Source organism: Rothia sp. 11273D007AR (assembly GCF_053547255.1).
Genome location: NZ_JBPPWJ010000007.1, coordinates 65,719 through 83,232, shown reverse-complemented (window position 1 = coordinate 83,232; position 17,514 = coordinate 65,719). Strand labels below are relative to the sequence as shown.

Sequence of the window (17,514 nt, the reverse complement as noted above, 5' to 3'; positions counted from 1 at the left end):
CGCCCCGCGGTGCCGGGCTACTTTCTGCCCGATTCACTCAAGGACGACCATGGATCATCACAACTCTAACCTTCCCTCTATCGCCGAAGAATTTGTGGAGGCAATGGATGAGGTGACCGATACCCGCGTGCAGCTTCAGGAGATTTCTGACCTCTTTCTCTTTCGCATTGAAATTGACCCCACAACTCCCGCTGCCCGCCGCATCGAAAAGGTGCTGGGCGCAGCTCTGCCGACCACCCGCGGGCAGGTGACGGGCGATGCGACCGCCCTGCATCTGCTGTACGGCACCCGCCAGGTCGTGGCCTGCCTGTATGTTGAAGAGGGCGTGTACCTGGTGGTGACCAGGGTGGACGCCGTGAAACTGGGGCGCGCGCTCACCGCGGCCCTGGGGCGCGATGAGGGGCTGGTGCTCGATGTATCGGTCAATCGCACCGTGCTGAACCTGAGCGGGGTTGCCGCGGCGGACGTCATCGACGAGGTCGTGCACTTCGACTTCCCGCCGGACTTCTTCGACCCGGGCAAGGCCCTGTCCTGCACCGTGGCTGAGGCCCGTATTATGCTCTGGCGTATCGATGAGCTGGAGTACCTGATGGTGCCCCGCGCCTCCGATACCGCTCCCTTCCTGGTCAATATTCTGGACGCCTGCGAGAAGGTCAAATAGGCTCGGTGGGGGAGCGTCGGCGGTAACTGACAGGTTTGTTTCATTCAGAGGGAAATAAGTTCGCACCCCTGTAGGCAAGTGCGCTAAAGTTTCTTTGTGGAGAAGCTTTGTGTGCTCCAGCTCTCGCAATGGGGCGGGCACCGAACTTCGTACATGTAAACGCCGGGAGCACCGCTTTCTGGCATGACTTCGACGAAGAAGGACACACCTGTGGACCTGTTTGAATACCAGGCACGCGATCTCTTTGAGAAGCACGGCGTTCCCGTGCTCCAGGGCATCGTAGCTACCACCCCTGAAGAAGCAAAGGCAGCAGCTGAGAAGATCGGTGGCGTCACCGTTGTTAAGGCCCAGGTTAAGGTGGGCGGACGCGGTAAGGCTGGCGGCGTGAAGGTCGCTAAGACCGCTGATGAGGCTTACGAGTACGCCCAGCAGATTCTGGGTATGGACATCAAGGGCCACACCGTTCACCGTGTGATGATTGCCCAGGGCGCAGACATCGCTGAAGAATACTACTTCTCCATGCTGCTTGACCGCGCTAACCGCTCCTACCTGGCCATGTGCTCCGTTGAGGGTGGGATGGACATCGAGACCCTGGCTGCCGAGCGCCCCGAGGCCCTGGCCAAGGTTGAGGTCAACCCCTTGGACGGTATCACCGCCGAGAAGGCTACCGAAATTGTTGAGGCCGCTGGCTTCGCTGAGGACGTGCGCGAGGACGTTGCTGCCGTGCTGGTCAAGCTGGGCGAGGTCTACAAGAAGGAAGACGCCACCCTGGTTGAGGTCAACCCGCTGGTCAAGACCGGCGACGGTAAGATCCTGGCCCTGGACGGCAAGGTCTCCCTGGACGATAACGCTGAGTTCCGTCAGCCCGAGCACGAGGCTCTGGTTGATAAGTCAGCCGAGAACCCCCTCGAAGCTAAGGCTAAGGAAAACGACCTCAACTACGTCAAGCTGGACGGTGAGGTTGGCATCATCGGTAACGGCGCGGGTCTGGTCATGTCTACCCTGGACGTCGTTGCCTACGCCGGTGAAAACCACGGCAATGTCAAGCCCGCTAACTTCCTCGACATCGGTGGCGGTGCTTCTGCCGAGGTGATGGCAGCTGGCCTGGATATCATCCTCAACGACGAGCAGGTCAAGTCTGTTTTCGTTAACGTCTTCGGTGGTATCACCTCCTGCGACGCTGTGGCTAACGGCATCGTCAAGGCCCTGGAAATCCTGGGTGATAAGGCGACCAAGCCCCTGGTCGTTCGCCTGGATGGTAACAACCTTGATGAGGGACGCCGCATTCTCTCTGAGGCTAACCACCCGCTGGTTCACCAGGCAGAGACTATGGACTCCGGCGCAGACAAGGCAGCCGAGCTGGCCCACACCGCATAAATCACCGCTGATTATTACTAGAAGGTTTTTACAATGTCTATCTTTTTGAACAAGGACTCCAAGGTCATCGTTCAGGGCATCACCGGCGGTGAAGGTACCAAGCACACCGCCCGCATGCTCGCCGCAGGCACCCAGATTGTGGGCGGCGTTAACGCCCGCAAGGCTGGCACCACCGTTTCCCACAAGGACGCAGCCGGCAACGATGTCGAGCTGAACGTCTACGGCTCCGTTGCTGAAGCCGTCAAGGAGACCGGTGCAGACGTCTCTATCGTCTTCGTTCCCCCGGCCTTCACCAAGGACGCCGTCATCGAGGCTATCGATGCTGAGGTTCCCCTGGTTGTTGTCATTACCGAGGGCGTGCCCGTAGGCGATACCGCTGAGTTCTGGGCCTACGCCAAGAGCAAGGTTGATGCTGATGGCAAGCAGATTACCCGCATCATCGGCCCCAACTGCCCCGGCATCATCACTCCTGGTGAGTCCCTGGTCGGTATTACCCCTGCCAATATCACCGGTAAGGGCAAGATCGGTCTGGTCTCTAAGTCGGGTACCCTGACCTACCAGATGATGTTCGAGTTGCGCGACATCGGTTTCACCACCGCTATCGGTATCGGCGGTGACCCCATCATCGGCACCACCCATATTGATGCTCTCGAAGCTTTCGAGGCTGATCCCGAGACCGAGGCTATCGTGATGATTGGTGAGATTGGTGGTGACGCTGAAGAGCGCGCTGCTGAGTTTATCAAGGCTAACGTCACCAAGCCCGTTGTTGGCTACGTTGCCGGCTTTACCGCCCCCGAGGGTAAGACCATGGGCCATGCCGGTGCGATTGTATCCGGTTCATCTGGCACTGCCCAGGCCAAGAAGGAAGCCCTGGAAGCCGCTGGCGTCAAGGTTGGTAAGACTCCGTCAGAGGCTGCCCAGCTGATGCGCGAGATTTTCGCTAACAAGTAAGCTAGTTCCCCTAGCCGGTAGGACGCCGGTGGTCACGCAGGTGCGTGACCACCGGCGTCCTTGTTTATCTGCGAGGTAATGCCACACACCCGGACTTCGTATTTCTGATGGTGAACCGGCCAAGAGATATGCAGGAAGGGGCCCTGACCAGCTTGCTGGTCAGGGCCCCTATTCTGCCGGGCAGACAGACTAGTTAGATGAAGTGCCGGTTGAGCAGACGTTCAGCGTGGTAGGGCCACCGATAACGAAGTTCTGAGCGCCGGTACGATTGCTGCCGTTAGCCCAGGTAAGGGTAATGGTATCGACGGGCTCGGGGAAGCTCAGAGTCACGTTGCCAGCAGATGATGTGGGATTCAGTGAGTTTCGATTAGCTGTGAAAGTTGTGGTGGTGGCGTTAGCTGAGATGGTGGCTCCGCCTGAGGCGATAGGAGCAGAGGTCGCGACACCATTAAGAGAAGAACTTACAGTAAAGACATCTTGCCAGGGGCCACCGGACCCGCTGGTGGCCTGATCCACGTCTCCAATGGTGAAAGAGAAACCTTTCACGGGAGCTGAGAAACTCATGGTGATAGTGGAGCGCTGGTTACCGCCAGTGTACCCATTGGTGCGACTCTGGAGGCTCTGGAAGTAAAGATAATCTGACAAGCCTGAATAGCTAGACCAAGTAACGGTGCCTGCTGTGTTTTTCTTGGTGATGAGGTTCTGAGAGTTTGAAAGGGACGGGCCAGTCGATGAGACATGGGTAATGGTGAGGACCGCGTTGCCGTCGTTAGTAGGAACTGAACCTGAGTGCCTGGTGCTGCCCTGTGCTGAGACGGAGGTGTCTCGAACGAAATTTGCCCAGGTAATACCGGTGGTGGGTGAAGTGCTGGAGCAAACTGACAAGCTTGCTGCGTAGGCTGGGACTGCTGCGGTGGAGATGACGACGGGAGCTGCCCAGGCAGCACCCTTGGCTAGGTTGCGACGTGAAACGTTGTTCATTGTTTTCCTTTGCTAAAGGGCTAGGTTAAGTGATCAATGCGAGACCATTTTGGCGAGTGACTCCAGCATGCACACTGGGAGACAAAGCCGTTAGAGGGTTTGAAGATATGGAAAAGCCAAAGAGTTCACTAAGGCTACTAAAATAAAATATCCCAAAAATCTAGGTTGAAAACATATTAGCAGAAATGTGCTGATTCCCGAGACAGTTTAACTGGGGGAATCCATGTAATTAAGGCGTCAGGTGCTAGAAAATGCTTTTTTGGGGTGTGGCTGTGTGCGGGGGTGACCATCTCTGGAGCATGTGTTGGGGTGCCGGATATCAGTAAGTGCTTATTACAACGCCTTCGTCCCCTCTTGTGTGTGGGGGGGCGTCTAGAGGTTATCGCTGGACTCTGTGTAATAAGGGCGCCCCACCAAATAGCGGTGGGCGCCCTTTGTATATGGGTTCAAGGTAGGCCTATGATCCCGATATAGAACGGTGGGTGAGTGTCTGGCCGTTTGAGAGGGTAATCGTAATCAGGGTTTCACCTTTGTAAGTGCTATTCACGTTATTGGAGCTGGCTGGGGGAACTACACCGCTGTACACAATGGGGAAGCGCCCTGATGGTCCTGTGGTGAAATTGCGGCAATCAGAGGATGTAGAAGAAGTTGAATAGTGACCATCAGTATTAGCGCCCGTGCTGGGGTCCCAGGTCATAATGAGGTTCCAAGATTGTTCAGTTGCGCCCGAAGGGTAAGTATGGTTCACCAAGTTTTGAGTGCTTTGCACTATAAGTACAAAGGGTGCGTAAGGGTTGGTAACCCTGGGGTGGCATCAACGGTCATTCGTTTAGTCCTAGGTACCAAATGGGTTTTCGTGACGTCGGTGGTCCAGGGGATTTGGCTCGTTGATGTGTTTCTAACTGCGCAAGAAGAGTACTGGGCGGAGGTGTTACCAATCCAGAAAATACCGGGTCCAGAAGATTTCTGGTCTATGCAGTTAGAGGTCCAGACCTCGTATTTAATACTGGTGACGGTGATATTGGCTGGTAAATCCGTGATGAAGAATTGGCCACCCAGAGTCAAGGTCTGGGTTGTGCTTGTGACACCTTCTTGCCGCGTACCCCCAGTCGTATATTCGGCCCCACCGCTAAATCGGGTAGTTGTAATGCACCGTGTGAGGCCGTATAAGCGGGGATAGTGGCGCTGGAGATAACGGCAGGCGCTGCCCAGGCTGCCCCCTTCACCAAGGTTCTGCGGTTGGGTTAGAGAACTTTTTGATGATGTGACATGGTAAACCTTCTGTGAAATATGCGCGGTAAAACCCTGCAAGTCTAGGTATTTCTGACATGCAGGGTTTAATAACTTGCCATGTCCTGACAGGTGTTTCTGGGCAGATGGTTGTGTGTCTATCTAGAGAACCACTGTATTGAATGCCAACCCTAGTAGATAAGTAGCTAGGGCCGCCCCGTAACCGATCGCTAGCTGGCGCAGGCCGCGTTTGAAGGGGGAGGCTCCCGAAAGAAGACCCACCACACCACCGGTGACCATCAGCGCAAAGCCCACTAGCAGCATGGCAACCAGCATGGCTGCACCGCCCGACATGCCAAAAATATAGGGAAGAATCGGGATCAATGCGCCGGATGCAAAGAAGCAGAAACTGGAGGCCGCAGCCCCCACATCGCTGCCGAGTGCGCCGTGGGCGTCCTCAACCTCTTCGCCCTCAATATCATTGCGGAAGGAGAGTGAGGGATCGCAGTCGCAGGTGAAATAGCCGAAGCGCTCCATGGCACGGTGGCGGGCAGCTTCCTCGCTCATGCCTCGAGCCTTGTAAATCAGTTCTAGTTCATTCTGGTTAATATCGAGCTGGTGGGCAACGTTGAGGGTGACCTGGGTTGGGCGAGAAGCGTCCAGGAGTTCACGCTGGGAGCGCACAGAAACGAACTCGCCGGCGGCCATGGAGAGGGCGCCAGCCAGTAGGCCTGCGACGCCTGAAAGAAGCACCATAGAGCTGCTGACGCCAGAAGCCCCCACGCCCATGATGAGAGCAGCATTCGATACTAGACCATCATTTGCGCCAAAGACGGCGGCGCGGAAGTTGCCCGAGAGTTTTTCACGGCCAGAGGTAGACAGTGCTCGAATGATCTCTTCGTGAATTGCTTCATCGGCGGCCATGGCTTCAGTGGCGTCGGGGTCCTCCGCGTAAGGTGAGCGGCCCTCGGCACGCTGGGCTAGGGCGAGCACAAAAACTGACCCAAAGTTCTTAGCAAGAAGTTGCAGGAATCTGGCGGAGATAGACGGCTTGGGTTCGGGGTAAGCGTGCTCGCCTAACAGTTCCCGCCAGTGATTTTGGTGGCGCTCCTCAGCCTGAGCAACCTCCCGGAGAATCTCTGCTTCCTTTCCTTCGGCACGCTCTGCCAGGGCGGCATAGATGCGAGCTTCTGAGATTTCTTCAGCCAGGTAGCGGCGCCAGCGGCGAATCTGGGCGCAACTGGGGAAGGTGCGTGAAGGTGAAGGTTGAGAACTGGTCGTAGGCATGGTGAAAGAGTTTCGCTTGGTCGATGCGGGTCTAACCCTATATTTTAGCATTCTGGTTCTGACTGTTCGTGCCTCAGAGATATCTCCTAGCAGTCAAGCCTACTTATGAAATGAATCCCAGTTTTCATGGTGGTGACGCAAAGTTTACTTATCGGTATGCTGTTGAAATCGCTACTTGACTAGTAAAAATTTTCGCGATTTTGAGCATGGCGGTAGTGATGCTGCGTCACCTAAACCTTGATTATTGGGGTTGTCGGTAGCTCATGAATGAAAGTGTACGTGCTATAAATAGAGGGTATGCACTATCTTCTAGAGTGATCACTATCTTCTAGAGTGATATTGTGTCTCATACCTAAAATTCTTGATTAGTTGATCATGTATCTAAAGGAAAAATTCTGACCGAAAATGTAGGGGTTGTTGAGTCAGGTGCTAACGCGCCTCGGGGTATCGCACGCGGCTCTCTCCGCCAGATTATTGCCCAAGATGCCCGTCTTGAGGCAGGTAGTAACATCTCATGGCGAAGCATCTTTGCTGGTCTAGTTACCTTCATCGCTCTCTCTGCACTCTTCTCTCTTGTGGGAACTGCGGTGGGGCTTGGAGGTACCGACCTGACTGCTGAAAACCCAACGGAAGGTGTCGGAACTGGTCTGATAATCTGGACTATTTTTTCTTTGGCTGTTTCTCTTGGTGTGGCGGGCTTTATTGCTGGTTTGACCGCTAACAAGGCGGGCTTGATTCACGGGTTCCTTACGTGGGCACTGGGTGTTATTGCCATTGTGGTTCTAGCTGTGAGCGCAGTATCTTCTGCATTTGGGGCGCTGGGTAACATGCTTGGTGCGGCTGGCGGTGCTGTTTCAAGTGCGTCATCGGCGGCGGCTCAGGCTGTTTCGAATATCAATACCGACCGAATTGATGTTGATGCCGAGGGTGTCTCTGCTGATGTGCGTCAGGCGCTTGCTAATAGCTCCATTGAGCAGCTGCACCCCGACTATCTCCAGGCCCAAGTTGATGAAACCGTTGCTGACCTGCAGGTAGCTGCTCAGCGAATCATTGTAGACGGTGAAGATTCTTCTGCTGTTGCAGAGGATGTTCGTGCAAACATTGAAGATCGTATTGCATCAATCACTGAGCAGATCGACGAGGATGCTCTGGCTCGTGAAATTGAAGCTAACACTAACCTCACCGCAACTCAATCGCGATCGGCTGCTAACAATATCGTGACCTCATATGAAGAGGGCGTACAGAAGGCTGAGGAAACCCTGAATAACCTGGCAAACAATGCTCAAGAAACCTTTGATCAGGCTGTTGTTGTAGCAAACGATGCTATGAACAACACCGCTAAGTACTCCCTGTACACTTTCTGTGGTCTCATTTTGGCTATGATCATCACCGCCCTGGGTGGTCTGCTTGGTGCCCGCACTGGCCGCTCTGCTGAAAAAATCTAGTCATCAGCGGGTTGCATAACCAGTCTCATTGATTGCATCAAGGTTCACGCTCCACCATCTGTGGCGCGTGAACCTTTATGTTAAATGGGTTTATGTGGTTTGACTGCCTGAAATATCTAGCCAGAGTGTGGTCAGGTAAGGCTTAACTAAGACAGAAATAAGGTGTTCCAGCAGGTCAAACAAGGTTTTGCTTATTATGAATTAATCATAATAATGCTTGAAAACGCTGTTGAGAGTGCGTAGGCTAGAAGTACAGCAAGCCAGCCGGAGCTTTGAAAAATACCGGTCATCACTTTCGAAAGGAAGTCTCACTCATGAGCAAGTACGCATCATTTACCGTTCCTGGCCTCACCGAAGAGTCAGGTCACCACGTAGCCGACGTTCTGCAGCTTCGCCTGCACGCCCTGAACGACCTGCACCTGGTGCTTAAGCACGCCCACTGGAATGTCGTTGGCCCCAACTTCATCGCTGTTCACGAAATGCTCGACCCCCAGGTCGACCTGGTACGTGGCTTCGTTGATGCCATTGCAGAGCGCATGGCCACCATGGGCGTAGCCCCCAACGGCCTCTCCGGTGACCTGGTTGAAAAGCGCACCTGGGCTGAATACGATGTTGACCGTGCAGACGCTCTGACTCACATCCGTGCCCTGAACGAGGTCTACAACGTTGTAGTTGAAGACCACCGTGCAGCTATTGCAAAGGTGGGCGACATCGACCCCATCACCGAGGATCTGCTGATTGGCCAGACCGCTGAACTGGAGCTCTTCCAGTGGTTCCTGCGCGGCCACCTCGAAGACGGTCAGGGTAACCTCAAGTAAGCTTCAGAGCTTCAAAACTCGAACCACGCACTAAAGGCGGGTCTATCACGCGATAGACCCGCCTTTTCTGTGTGGCAATGTAGCTCTTAGCCCTCGATTAGTGCCCGAATCTTATCGAGGGTGAGTTCTGTGTGGGCGTAGCGGGCGTGGCCCAGGTGCTCGGGCACCTCGGTCATGCCGGGAACCACCACGACCTTCATGCCTGCAGCCATGGCGCTCTGGGTGCCAGAAGCAGAGTCCTCTACGGCAACACAGTTGGCAGGGTCTACCCCTAGATTCTGAGCCGCGAGCAGGTAGGGCTCGGGGTCGGGCTTGGCGTGAGTGACCTGCTCATCGGTGACCAGGGTTTTGAAAAGCCCTTCAGGTGCCAGCTTGGCGGTGTTGGCGGCAACCTCGGTGGTTGCGTTGGTGACAATTCCTGCGGGGACGCCCGCCTCAGCCACCTGCTCCAGGAGCGCCTCAACGCCGGGCAAGAGCTCCACGCGGGCGTCCTTCAAGAGCACTGACATCTTAGCCTTAAGCCGGTCGTACAGCTCGTCAGCAGATGCATCTGCACCCAGCTCCTGCATGCGGGCAAAGGTGACTGCGGCAGGTTTACCCAGAGCCATAAGGGTATCTTGTTCGGTCCAGGTAGCTCCGAACTCGGCGGTCAGTGCGGTTTTGGCCTCTGCCCAGAGGGGCTCGGTGTCTACGAGGGTTCCGTCGTGGTCAAAGAAAATAGCTTCAAGTCTGCTCATATACACCACCCTACCCGTCCGCAGGGGGCTCTTCCCGGTTAGGATAGGTGGGTGAACCAAGAGAGCCCCCATCTTACCCAGAGTCAGCTGCCCACTCACCCCCGCCTGCAACGACAGCCGGGCCCTGTGCGTCAGGTGCTGGCCTATCTGCTGGTACCCATGGCTTGTGCGTCGGCTGCCTGGATTACCGCCGGGCGCGCCCTCTTCGGCGCTGGGGGAGAGCTTGTGCCTATCTACGCGATATCGTTTGGGCCTGCCCTGCTGATTATTTTGCTGGTGGCTGCCCTGTTTTCCTTTAAAGAAATGGTGTTACAGGCTGCAGGGGTGCGGGCGGGGTTACCGCCTGTCACCGCCCTTGTTGCCGCTTCCACATGGGTATTAGCCGGGTTCTTCGGCATGGTTGCTCCCGACCGGCTAGAGGGGCAGAATATTTCGGCAGCGGCAGCCCTGCTGGGCCCCGATGTTATCGGTCTTTCTGCTGCCTTTGGTAATACCAGCGGAATTCTAACCTTCTCATTCGCTATTGCCACCCTGTTGCTGGCCATCAGCGACTACCGGCGGGCGCGAGCTCTCACCCGCGGACTAGATGAGGCTACCCGCGAGCGACTCGAGCGAGAAGAGTCCATGTACGACTTTCTCGACTAGTCCTGTAACCGTGCAGTGGTGGTTTACAGTTCTACTCTAGTGAGCCAGCCGGTGAGTACCTCGGTGGCAGCCGTAGTCAGTTTTTCAGCGTAGAGAGAGGCTTCGCGGCGGATTACCGCGACGTCCTGTTCTGAGGCCCTAATGTAGTCGGCGTAGGCGATGAGCCACTGCTCAATATGGCGGGGGTTCACCTCAAGATGGAACTGGAGGGCTAGCGCGTAGGGACGACCTGCGGCGTCCTCTAGGGTAAATGCCTGGTTTTCGCACATCTGGGTGCGGGCTAGGCTGAGGGAGCCTTCGGGCAGGGTGAAAGCGTCGCCGTGCCAGTGGAGGACGGGGGTGTTGCCGAGCGGTGCAAGTACTGATTCTTTCCCGGCTTCGGTAAGTTCTACCGGGGAGTAGCCCAACTCAATGGCGCCGGTGGGGTTGACCTGAGCTCCTGCGGCTAGAGCAATCTGCTGGGCTCCCAGACAGATGCCCAGGACGGGTTTCTGCGCGGCGATGCGCGCCTTGATGAGTTCTACTTCTTCAAAGAGGAAGGGGTAGTCCTGGGTGTCATTCACGCTGATGGGAGCGCCCAGAATAACCAGCAAATCCGCCTCGCGCACCTCGGGGGTGTTGAGGGCGTCAATGCCTGCGTCACGGTATTTGACGGTAAAACCGCGTTCGGTCAATAAATCTTCAAAAATACCCAGATCTTCAAAGGCAACGTGGCGGACGGCGTAGGCGGTGCGGGGCATGGTTCTCCTTGGGTGAGTGACTGCTACCAGTGTAAGGGCCGGGCGGCGGGTTGAGAAAGAAGGCGGACGTCTGTGCCCGCCGTACGAGACGCTCTCTGGCGTGGGTGCGGTTTTGGGGCTGAAAAAATATTTTCTCGGGTACCTAGCGCAAGATAGTTGAGTGTAGTAGACTCAAGTTAAAGCTGAGTGGAGTACACTCAAGTATGAACGAACTACCTACGCAAAAGGTAAAGGAGAACAATGAACGCACAATTTACGACCAAGAGCCAAGAAGCGCTCTCGGCAGCCAATATGAACGCCCAAACCGCGGGCAACCCCACCCTTGACACCTCCCACCTGCTCAAGGCCCTCATGGATCAGCGCGAGGGAGTTGCAGTAGCCGTCCTTAAAACCGCAGGGCTCGACGTTGACGCCATATCCCTGGCAGCCTCCACCGAGATTTCTAAACTCCCTAAGGTGCAGGGCGCCTCAGCCGCCCAGGCCCAGCCGAGCCGCGCCGTCCTGACCGCCATCCAAACTGCCCAAGCCAAGGCATCCCAGTTCGGGGATACCTACATCTCCACCGAAATCCTGCTGCTGGCGCTCGCAGCGGGGAACGACGCCACCGCCCGCGCCCTACAGCAGGCCGGGGCCACCGAAAAGACCATTGAAGACACCATCCCAACCGTGAGAGGAGACCGCACCGTGACAACCCCCGACCCCGAAGGCACCTTCGGCGCCCTAGAACAGTACGGCACCGACCTGACCGCCGTTGCCCGCGAAGGCAAGCTTGACCCCGTTATTGGGCGCGACAGCGAAATTCGCCGCGTGATCCAGGTGCTCTCCCGCCGCACCAAGAACAACCCCGTGCTCATCGGCGAACCCGGCGTCGGTAAAACCGCCGTCGTTGAGGGCCTGGCCCAGCGCATGGTCTCGGGTGACGTGCCCGAATCCCTGCGCGGCAAGACCCTGATTTCCCTCGACCTGGGTGCAATGGTCGCCGGCGCCAAGTACCGCGGTGAGTTCGAAGAGCGCCTCAAGGCCGTGCTGGAAGACATCAAGAAGTCCGAGGGGCAAATCGTCACCTTCATCGATGAGATCCACACCGTCGTTGGGGCAGGTGCCTCCGAGGGCTCCATGGACGCCGGCAACATGCTCAAGCCCATGCTGGCGCGCGGCGAGCTGCGCCTGATTGGTGCAACCACCCTCGATGAATACCGCGAAAACATCGAAAAGGATGCCGCCTTGGAGCGCCGCTTCCAGCAGGTTTATGTGGGTGAGCCCAGCGTCGATGACACCATCGGTATTCTGCGCGGTCTGAAAGAACGCTACGAGGCCCACCACAAGGTCGCCATCGCTGACTCCGCCCTGGTGGCTGCCGCCAACCTGTCGAACCGCTACATCCCCTCGCGTCAGCTGCCCGACAAGGCCATTGACCTGATCGATGAGGCCGCCTCCCGCCTGCGCATGGAGATCGACTCGGCCCCCGAAGAGATTGACGCCCTGCGTCGCGCCGTTGACCGCCTGACCATGGAAGAACTGGCCCTGGCCGACGAGACCGACCCCGCCTCCGTCGAGCGCCTTGAAGCCCTGCGGGCAGATATGGCCGACAAGAAGGAAGAGCTGGACGCCCTCAACGCCCGTTGGGAAGCTGAAAAGGCCGGTCTCAACCGCGTCGGTGACCTCAAAACCCAGATCGACGAGCTGCGTTCCAAGGCAGAAGTCGCCCAGCGCGAAGGCAACCTAGCTGAAGCCTCCCGCGTGCTCTACGGTGAAATCCCCGCCCTCGAAGCCGAACTTGCCGCAGCCCAGCAGGCCGAGAACACCGCGTCCGAAGAGTCCATGGTCTCTGAAGAAGTGACCGCCGACGATATCGCTGAGGTAATCTCCTCCTGGACCGGCATTCCCGCCGGGCGCATGCTCCAGGGCGAGTCTGAGAAGCTCCTGCACATGGAAGACGAACTGGGTAAGCGCCTCATCGGCCAGCGCCAGGCAGTCACCGCCGTTGCCGACGCCGTCCGCCGCTCCCGTGCAGGCATCGCCGACCCCGACCGTCCTATCGGCTCCTTCCTCTTCCTGGGTCCCACCGGCGTCGGTAAAACCGAGCTTGCCAAGGCCCTGGCTGAGTTCCAGTTCGACGACGAACGTGCCCTGGTGCGTATCGACATGAGCGAATACGCCGAAAAGCACGCCGTTGCCCGCCTGGTCGGTGCCCCTCCCGGCTACGTCGGCTACGAAGAGGGTGGTCAGCTCACCGAAGCTGTGCGCCGCCGCCCCTACTCGGTCGTGCTCCTCGACGAGGTTGAAAAGGCCCACCCCGAGGTCTTCGACATCCTGCTCCAGGTACTCGACGACGGCCGCCTGACCGACGGCCAGGGGCGCACCGTGGACTTTCGCAACGTCATCCTGATCCTGACCTCCAACCTGGGCTCCCAGTTCTTGATTGACCAGAATCTCGATGATGAAGCCCGTAAGAGTGCGGTCATGAACACCGTGAACGCCAGCTTCAAGCCGGAGTTCCTCAACCGCCTGGACGAGGTCATCATGTTCGAGCCCCTCTCAGCCGATGACCTGGCCTCCATCGTGGGTCTGCAAATCGCATCCATGGCCCGCCGACTGGAAGACCGCCGCCTGACCCTGGACGTCACCGACGCCGCCACCGAGTGGCTGGGACTTGCCGGCTACGACCCGGCCTACGGGGCCCGTCCGCTCCGCCGCCTCGTGCAGCGCGAAATCGGCGACCGCCTGGCCAAGGGAATCCTGGCCGGTGCCATCAAGGACGGCGACACCGTGCGCGTGGACGTCAACCCCGACGTCGCCGTGGACGGACTGGTCGTTACTGCTGAGTAAAAGCCGGGAATGACCCTATTGTTTCTCTCTTGACCCTGCGGATTATCTCGGGGTCAAGAGAGAAGCAATAGGGTCTTTGTCTTTTAAACTGGAAGAGTGAACCAGACCCAGCCCCAGCCCGCGCCCAACACGCTCGATACCCGCTTTGCCGGGGCGTCCGCGTCCATCACCGCGCACGCCGATATCGCCGCCACCCACGCTGCGGCCCTGCGCTCCATCGACCGGGTGGTGGCCGAAACGGCCCAGCCCACCGACCCGCAGGTAGCGGCGGACGGCATCCGGCAACTCCTGCGTGACGGGCAGGTTCTGGTGCTCACCGGGGCAGGAATTTCCACAGGCTCAGGGATCCCTGACTACCGCGGCCCCGCCGGGTCCCTGCGCAACCACCGGCCCATGACCTACCAGGAATTCCGTTTCGACGAGGTGGCGCGGCAGCGCTACTGGGCCCGCTCCTTCGTGGGCTGGCGGCAGATGAACCGGGCCCGCCCCAACACCGCTCACTACCTGCTCGCAGACCTCGAAGCCCAGGGGTGCCTTGCCGGGCTGATTACCCAAAACGTGGACGGCCTGCACACCGCAGCCGGCTCCCGTACAGTCGTTACCCTGCACGGGGATCTTTCCTGCATCGAGTGCCTAGACTGCGGGGCGGACGAGGGGCGCACCTCTCTTGACTCCCGCATTGAGGCCGCCAACCCCGGCTACCTCGAACGGCTCGCCAGCACCACCCTGCAGGTCAACCCCGATGGGGACGCCGACATCGATGCCCGCTTCATTCAAGATTTTCAGATGGTCGGCTGCCTGGCCTGCGGCTCAACCAAGCTCAAACCCGCAGTGGTCTACTTCGGCGAACCCGTGCCGTCGGCCCGCAAGCAGGCCGTGAAAGAACTGGGGGAGCGGGCGCGCTCCCTGCTGGTGCTCGGCTCATCTCTGGCCGTGATGAGCTCCTACAAAATTGCCCTCGACTTCGCTCGCGCGGGCAAGCCTATCGCCGTCATCAACCAGGGCCCGGGCCGGGCGGACGCTCGTGCCACCTACCTCTGGCGCGCTGACGTCACCGACGCCCTCTACGCCGTTACAGTCCCGCACGAAGGCATCTAAAACTTTTTCTTCTGTGAGTTTCACCAGGTCAAAGGCACTAAAGGGGATGTCTGTAGGTGCTCATAAGTGAAGGCTAAGTACAACACAGGCTAAACACAGACTTTGAGAGAACACTGGTTATCAAGCAAAACAAGACCAGATACACCCCTCGGAGAACCCCGTGAACACCATCATCACAGCAGCTGCCCTCGACCTCGTCGCCATCCTGGTTCTGTGCGGCATGTACGTCACTCGCCACCGGCTCCCTTACCAGCGTGCGCTAGGGGTCAGTGAGCGAGCAGGACGCCCGCACCCGCTTTACTTGCCAGAGGCAAGGAAGCCGGGGTGGGCGTCCTTATTTTTACCTTTTGACAAGGGGAAATGAAAAAGTTTGGCATGCATAAGTTCAAGCTAAGTTCACCACAGCTTAAACATAGCTTCGCCCACCAGACTGTTAACAACAGCCCGAACAGAGCACGACAGAAAGACCGCCATGACTGCTACAGCCTTCACCCAGAACACCGCCACCCTGGCCCCGGCCCACTGGCCCGGCATCAGCCTGGACGAGCTGAACGCCAAAGCAGCCATGCAGACCCGCGTTGACCGCAAGTGCATCGTCGACGGCCTCTACGCCCGCACCGACCTAACCCTGGCCGGTGAAGGTACCCTGTATGTCACCGGTAACTACGGCGACGGCATCGCCAGCGGCGACGGCCTCACCATCAGTGTCAACGGCTCAGAGGCCGATACCGCTACAGCAACCTCCGGTGCTGCCGCAGGTGGCATGGGTGGTATGGCACCCGGTGGCCGCCCCTAAAGCCCCATAAACTCAGCCGGCGATAACGACACTCGCAGCCTAGACCTTCGCCGGCTGCCTTACCGCTCCGCGTCACCTCTTTCTGGTCTGGTGATGCGGAGCTTCTCTTTGCCGGGAGAGGCTCTATGTGAAATAAAACGACCGTTCTCTATATTTTTGTGGTTTTTAGCAGTTTCTTACATCTCATGTGGCGAACAGGCAAGCAAAGACGCGCAAAAACATGTACCCTTAGATACAGAAAAGACTGAAAGTTTTTCTGGCACGCCCCTGCGCGCACGCGGGTGGCCAGATACGAGCGATAAAGAGGGGGTCTCGCCATGGGGCGCGGCCGTCAGAAGGCTAAAGCAACTCGGCAGGCTCGGGAGATGAAGTACTTCAGCCCCGACACCGACTACACTGCACTCGAACGCGAACTGAGCAAGAGCACCAGCTCTCAGCCTAAGACGTCTGGTTATCAGTACGATGACGAGGACGACTACGCAGAATACGCAGATAAGTACGCCGACGATTATCAGGAGAAGTAACCCGCGTAGCACCACGCGGGTTCTTCCCGTCTCTTTTTCTAGCCCGCCACCGCCCGCCGGTGGCGGGCTTTTGTATGGGCGCGGGCGCAACATGTTGTGGCTACCGCCAAATGTGGCAGTGGCATCGCCGCATTTGGCGGTCAGTGCCACAGTTAGAGAAGGGTTAGCGGTGTAGGCGCGGACGTCCGTGCTCGGCTAGGCGCGTCGCGCAGAGTCGTCCGTCTTCGCGGCTCCTGGAGCAGCGCCGATACTTGCAAAGCTGTCAAGCCCTGTGGAGGATTCTTAACACATAGTGAGGCCGCTACGACATACAGGCTGATAAGAGCAAAAAATAGCTGAAGTTATCCACAGATTTACCGCCCCCTCTAGAAAACGCGAGGTCTGGTGGTCAAGGTAGTGGGTATGAGCAGGATATACGATCAGATCAAAACCTCATCGGAGCTGAAAGACGAAGGTATCAGCTCGTCCGAAATTTCTCGGCGGTGTCGACGGGGTCTACTGTATAAGATCGCAACCAATGCCTACACGCCGGTGCAGACATGGCAAAGTTGGGACGGCCGTCACCGGTTTATGGCCCAGCATGTGGCGTTTATGAAGACGCACCCTCAGTATGTGCTGAGTCATTCATCTGCAGCTCTTTGGTGGGGAGCGCCTTTATTAGAAGCACCCGCAAAGATATGGGTGAGCAGCGCTTCTTCTGCTGTGCGGTCAAAACCGGGTGTACATGTGAGTAGATCGCGCAAAGAAATCTGTGACCAGGCAGTACTGAATCAGGGGCTAGCTGTGACTACGCCTCTTCAGACGATACTTGACTGCTGCCAGAGTCTTCCTTTTTTGAGCGCTTTGTGCGTTGCGGATTATTTTCTGCACCACCGTTTGGTGCCAGCTGCCGAGCTGCGGAGTGCCGTGCTCAAAAGCAGCGGTAGGTATTCGAAACAGCGTCAAAAGATAGCTGAGTATATGAGCGAAAAATCTGAGTCGCCTGCAGAGACGGTTGCACGGTATCTGGTGATGTCGTGGGGTCTGTCTCGGCCTGAGGAACAGAAAGTTATTTGGGTGGGGCAGCGGTACTATCGTCCTGATTTTTTGTGGGAGGATGCCAAAGTCATCCTGGAGGTCGATGGAGACGTGAAGTACTCGGGAGCTTATGGGCAGCCGGATCATGTGCTTCAGAAGGAGGTTATTCGTCAGCGTGACCTTGAGCTGCGAGGCTATCGTTTTGTGCGTGTTAGGTGGAGCGACTTGATGAATAACCCTGAGCTTGTGCGAAAGAATCTGGTGGATAAGGGCGTCCGCTGATGGGCGGGGGCGCAACATGTTGTGGCTACCGCCAAATGTGGCGGTGGCGTTGCCACATTTGGCGGTCAGTGCCACAGTTAGAGAAGGGTTAGCGGT

General features: G+C 57.5%; 15 protein-coding genes. 11 read left to right on the top strand and 4 right to left on the bottom strand.

Going from position 1 to position 17,514, the window contains the following annotated elements:
* The first annotated feature begins 49 nt into the window (after window positions 1-49).
* From ACED88_RS05335 to sucD, 3 genes are all read left to right on the top strand, one after another.
* On the top strand, window positions 50-661 hold the full coding sequence (locus ACED88_RS05335; RefSeq protein ID WP_449108976.1) for a sarcosine oxidase subunit gamma family protein: 612 nt from the start codon (window positions 50-52) through the stop codon (window positions 659-661).
* Window positions 662-871: 210 nt separating this feature from the next.
* Complete coding sequence (gene sucC, locus ACED88_RS05330) at window positions 872-2,038, top strand: ADP-forming succinate--CoA ligase subunit beta (RefSeq protein WP_449108975.1); 1,167 nt, start codon at window positions 872-874, stop codon at window positions 2,036-2,038.
* A gap of 33 nt (window positions 2,039-2,071) precedes the next feature.
* On the top strand, window positions 2,072-2,989 hold the full coding sequence (gene sucD / locus ACED88_RS05325; RefSeq protein WP_237207608.1) for a succinate--CoA ligase subunit alpha: 918 nt from the start codon (window positions 2,072-2,074) through the stop codon (window positions 2,987-2,989).
* 189 nt (window positions 2,990-3,178) lie between these two features.
* On the opposite strand, the gene ACED88_RS05320 is transcribed toward sucD, so the two are convergent.
* Together ACED88_RS05320 and ACED88_RS05315 are read right to left on the bottom strand one after the other, a co-directional pair.
* Window positions 3,179-3,970, bottom strand: coding sequence for a hypothetical protein (locus ACED88_RS05320; protein WP_449108974.1), 792 nt, complete (start codon window positions 3,968-3,970; stop codon window positions 3,179-3,181).
* A gap of 1,392 nt (window positions 3,971-5,362) precedes the next feature.
* A complete protein-coding gene (locus tag ACED88_RS05315) occupies window positions 5,363-6,487 on the bottom strand; it encodes a VIT1/CCC1 transporter family protein (protein WP_237185116.1) in 1,125 nt (374 codons plus the stop codon).
* Between the two features lie 587 nt (window positions 6,488-7,074).
* Here ACED88_RS05315 and ACED88_RS05310 point away from each other — a divergent pair.
* Window positions 7,075-7,932: a hypothetical protein gene (locus ACED88_RS05310; protein ID WP_449108973.1), complete on the top strand. Its 858-nt coding sequence runs from the start codon at window positions 7,075-7,077 to the stop codon at window positions 7,930-7,932.
* A 314-nt stretch (window positions 7,933-8,246) separates the two neighbouring features.
* Window positions 8,247-8,750: a Dps family protein gene (locus ACED88_RS05305; protein WP_185174115.1), complete on the top strand. Its 504-nt coding sequence runs from the start codon at window positions 8,247-8,249 to the stop codon at window positions 8,748-8,750.
* 86 nt (window positions 8,751-8,836) lie between these two features.
* Here ACED88_RS05305 and ACED88_RS05300 read toward each other — a convergent pair whose 3' ends face one another.
* Entirely contained in the window at window positions 8,837-9,487 is a 651-nt protein-coding gene (locus ACED88_RS05300) for an HAD family hydrolase (protein ID WP_449108972.1), read from the bottom strand.
* 51 nt (window positions 9,488-9,538) lie between these two features.
* Between ACED88_RS05300 and ACED88_RS05295 the strand changes: the two genes are divergently transcribed.
* Window positions 9,539-10,132: a hypothetical protein gene (locus ACED88_RS05295; protein WP_449108971.1), complete on the top strand. Its 594-nt coding sequence runs from the start codon at window positions 9,539-9,541 to the stop codon at window positions 10,130-10,132.
* 23 nt (window positions 10,133-10,155) lie between these two features.
* Here the strand turns inward: ACED88_RS05295 and ACED88_RS05290 are convergent, their stop codons facing one another.
* The gene (locus ACED88_RS05290) at window positions 10,156-10,872 is read right to left on the bottom strand and encodes a glutamine amidotransferase (protein WP_449108970.1); all 717 of its coding nucleotides are present in this window, start codon (window positions 10,870-10,872) and stop codon (window positions 10,156-10,158) included.
* Window positions 10,873-11,112: 240 nt separating this feature from the next.
* Here ACED88_RS05290 and clpB point away from each other — a divergent pair, with 240 nt between their 5' ends.
* The 5 genes from clpB (at window position 11,113) to ACED88_RS05265 (ending at window position 17,418) form a co-directional block, all read left to right on the top strand.
* Window positions 11,113-13,701 (top strand): ATP-dependent chaperone ClpB, encoded by a 2,589-nt coding sequence (clpB, locus tag ACED88_RS05285; protein ID WP_449108969.1) that lies wholly within the window; start codon window positions 11,113-11,115, stop codon window positions 13,699-13,701.
* Between the two features lie 165 nt (window positions 13,702-13,866).
* Window positions 13,867-14,799 (top strand): Sir2 family NAD-dependent protein deacetylase, encoded by a 933-nt coding sequence (locus tag ACED88_RS05280; RefSeq protein ID WP_449109022.1) that lies wholly within the window; start codon window positions 13,867-13,869, stop codon window positions 14,797-14,799.
* Window positions 14,800-15,271: 472 nt separating this feature from the next.
* Window positions 15,272-15,595: a carbohydrate-binding domain-containing protein gene (locus tag ACED88_RS05275; RefSeq protein WP_449108968.1), complete on the top strand. Its 324-nt coding sequence runs from the start codon at window positions 15,272-15,274 to the stop codon at window positions 15,593-15,595.
* Between the two features lie 317 nt (window positions 15,596-15,912).
* A complete protein-coding gene (locus ACED88_RS05270) occupies window positions 15,913-16,119 on the top strand; it encodes a DUF3073 domain-containing protein (RefSeq protein WP_237206020.1) in 207 nt (68 codons plus the stop codon).
* 402 nt (window positions 16,120-16,521) lie between these two features.
* Entirely contained in the window at window positions 16,522-17,418 is an 897-nt protein-coding gene (locus ACED88_RS05265) for a hypothetical protein (protein ID WP_449108967.1), read from the top strand.
* Window positions 17,419-17,514: the final 96 nt, after the last annotated feature.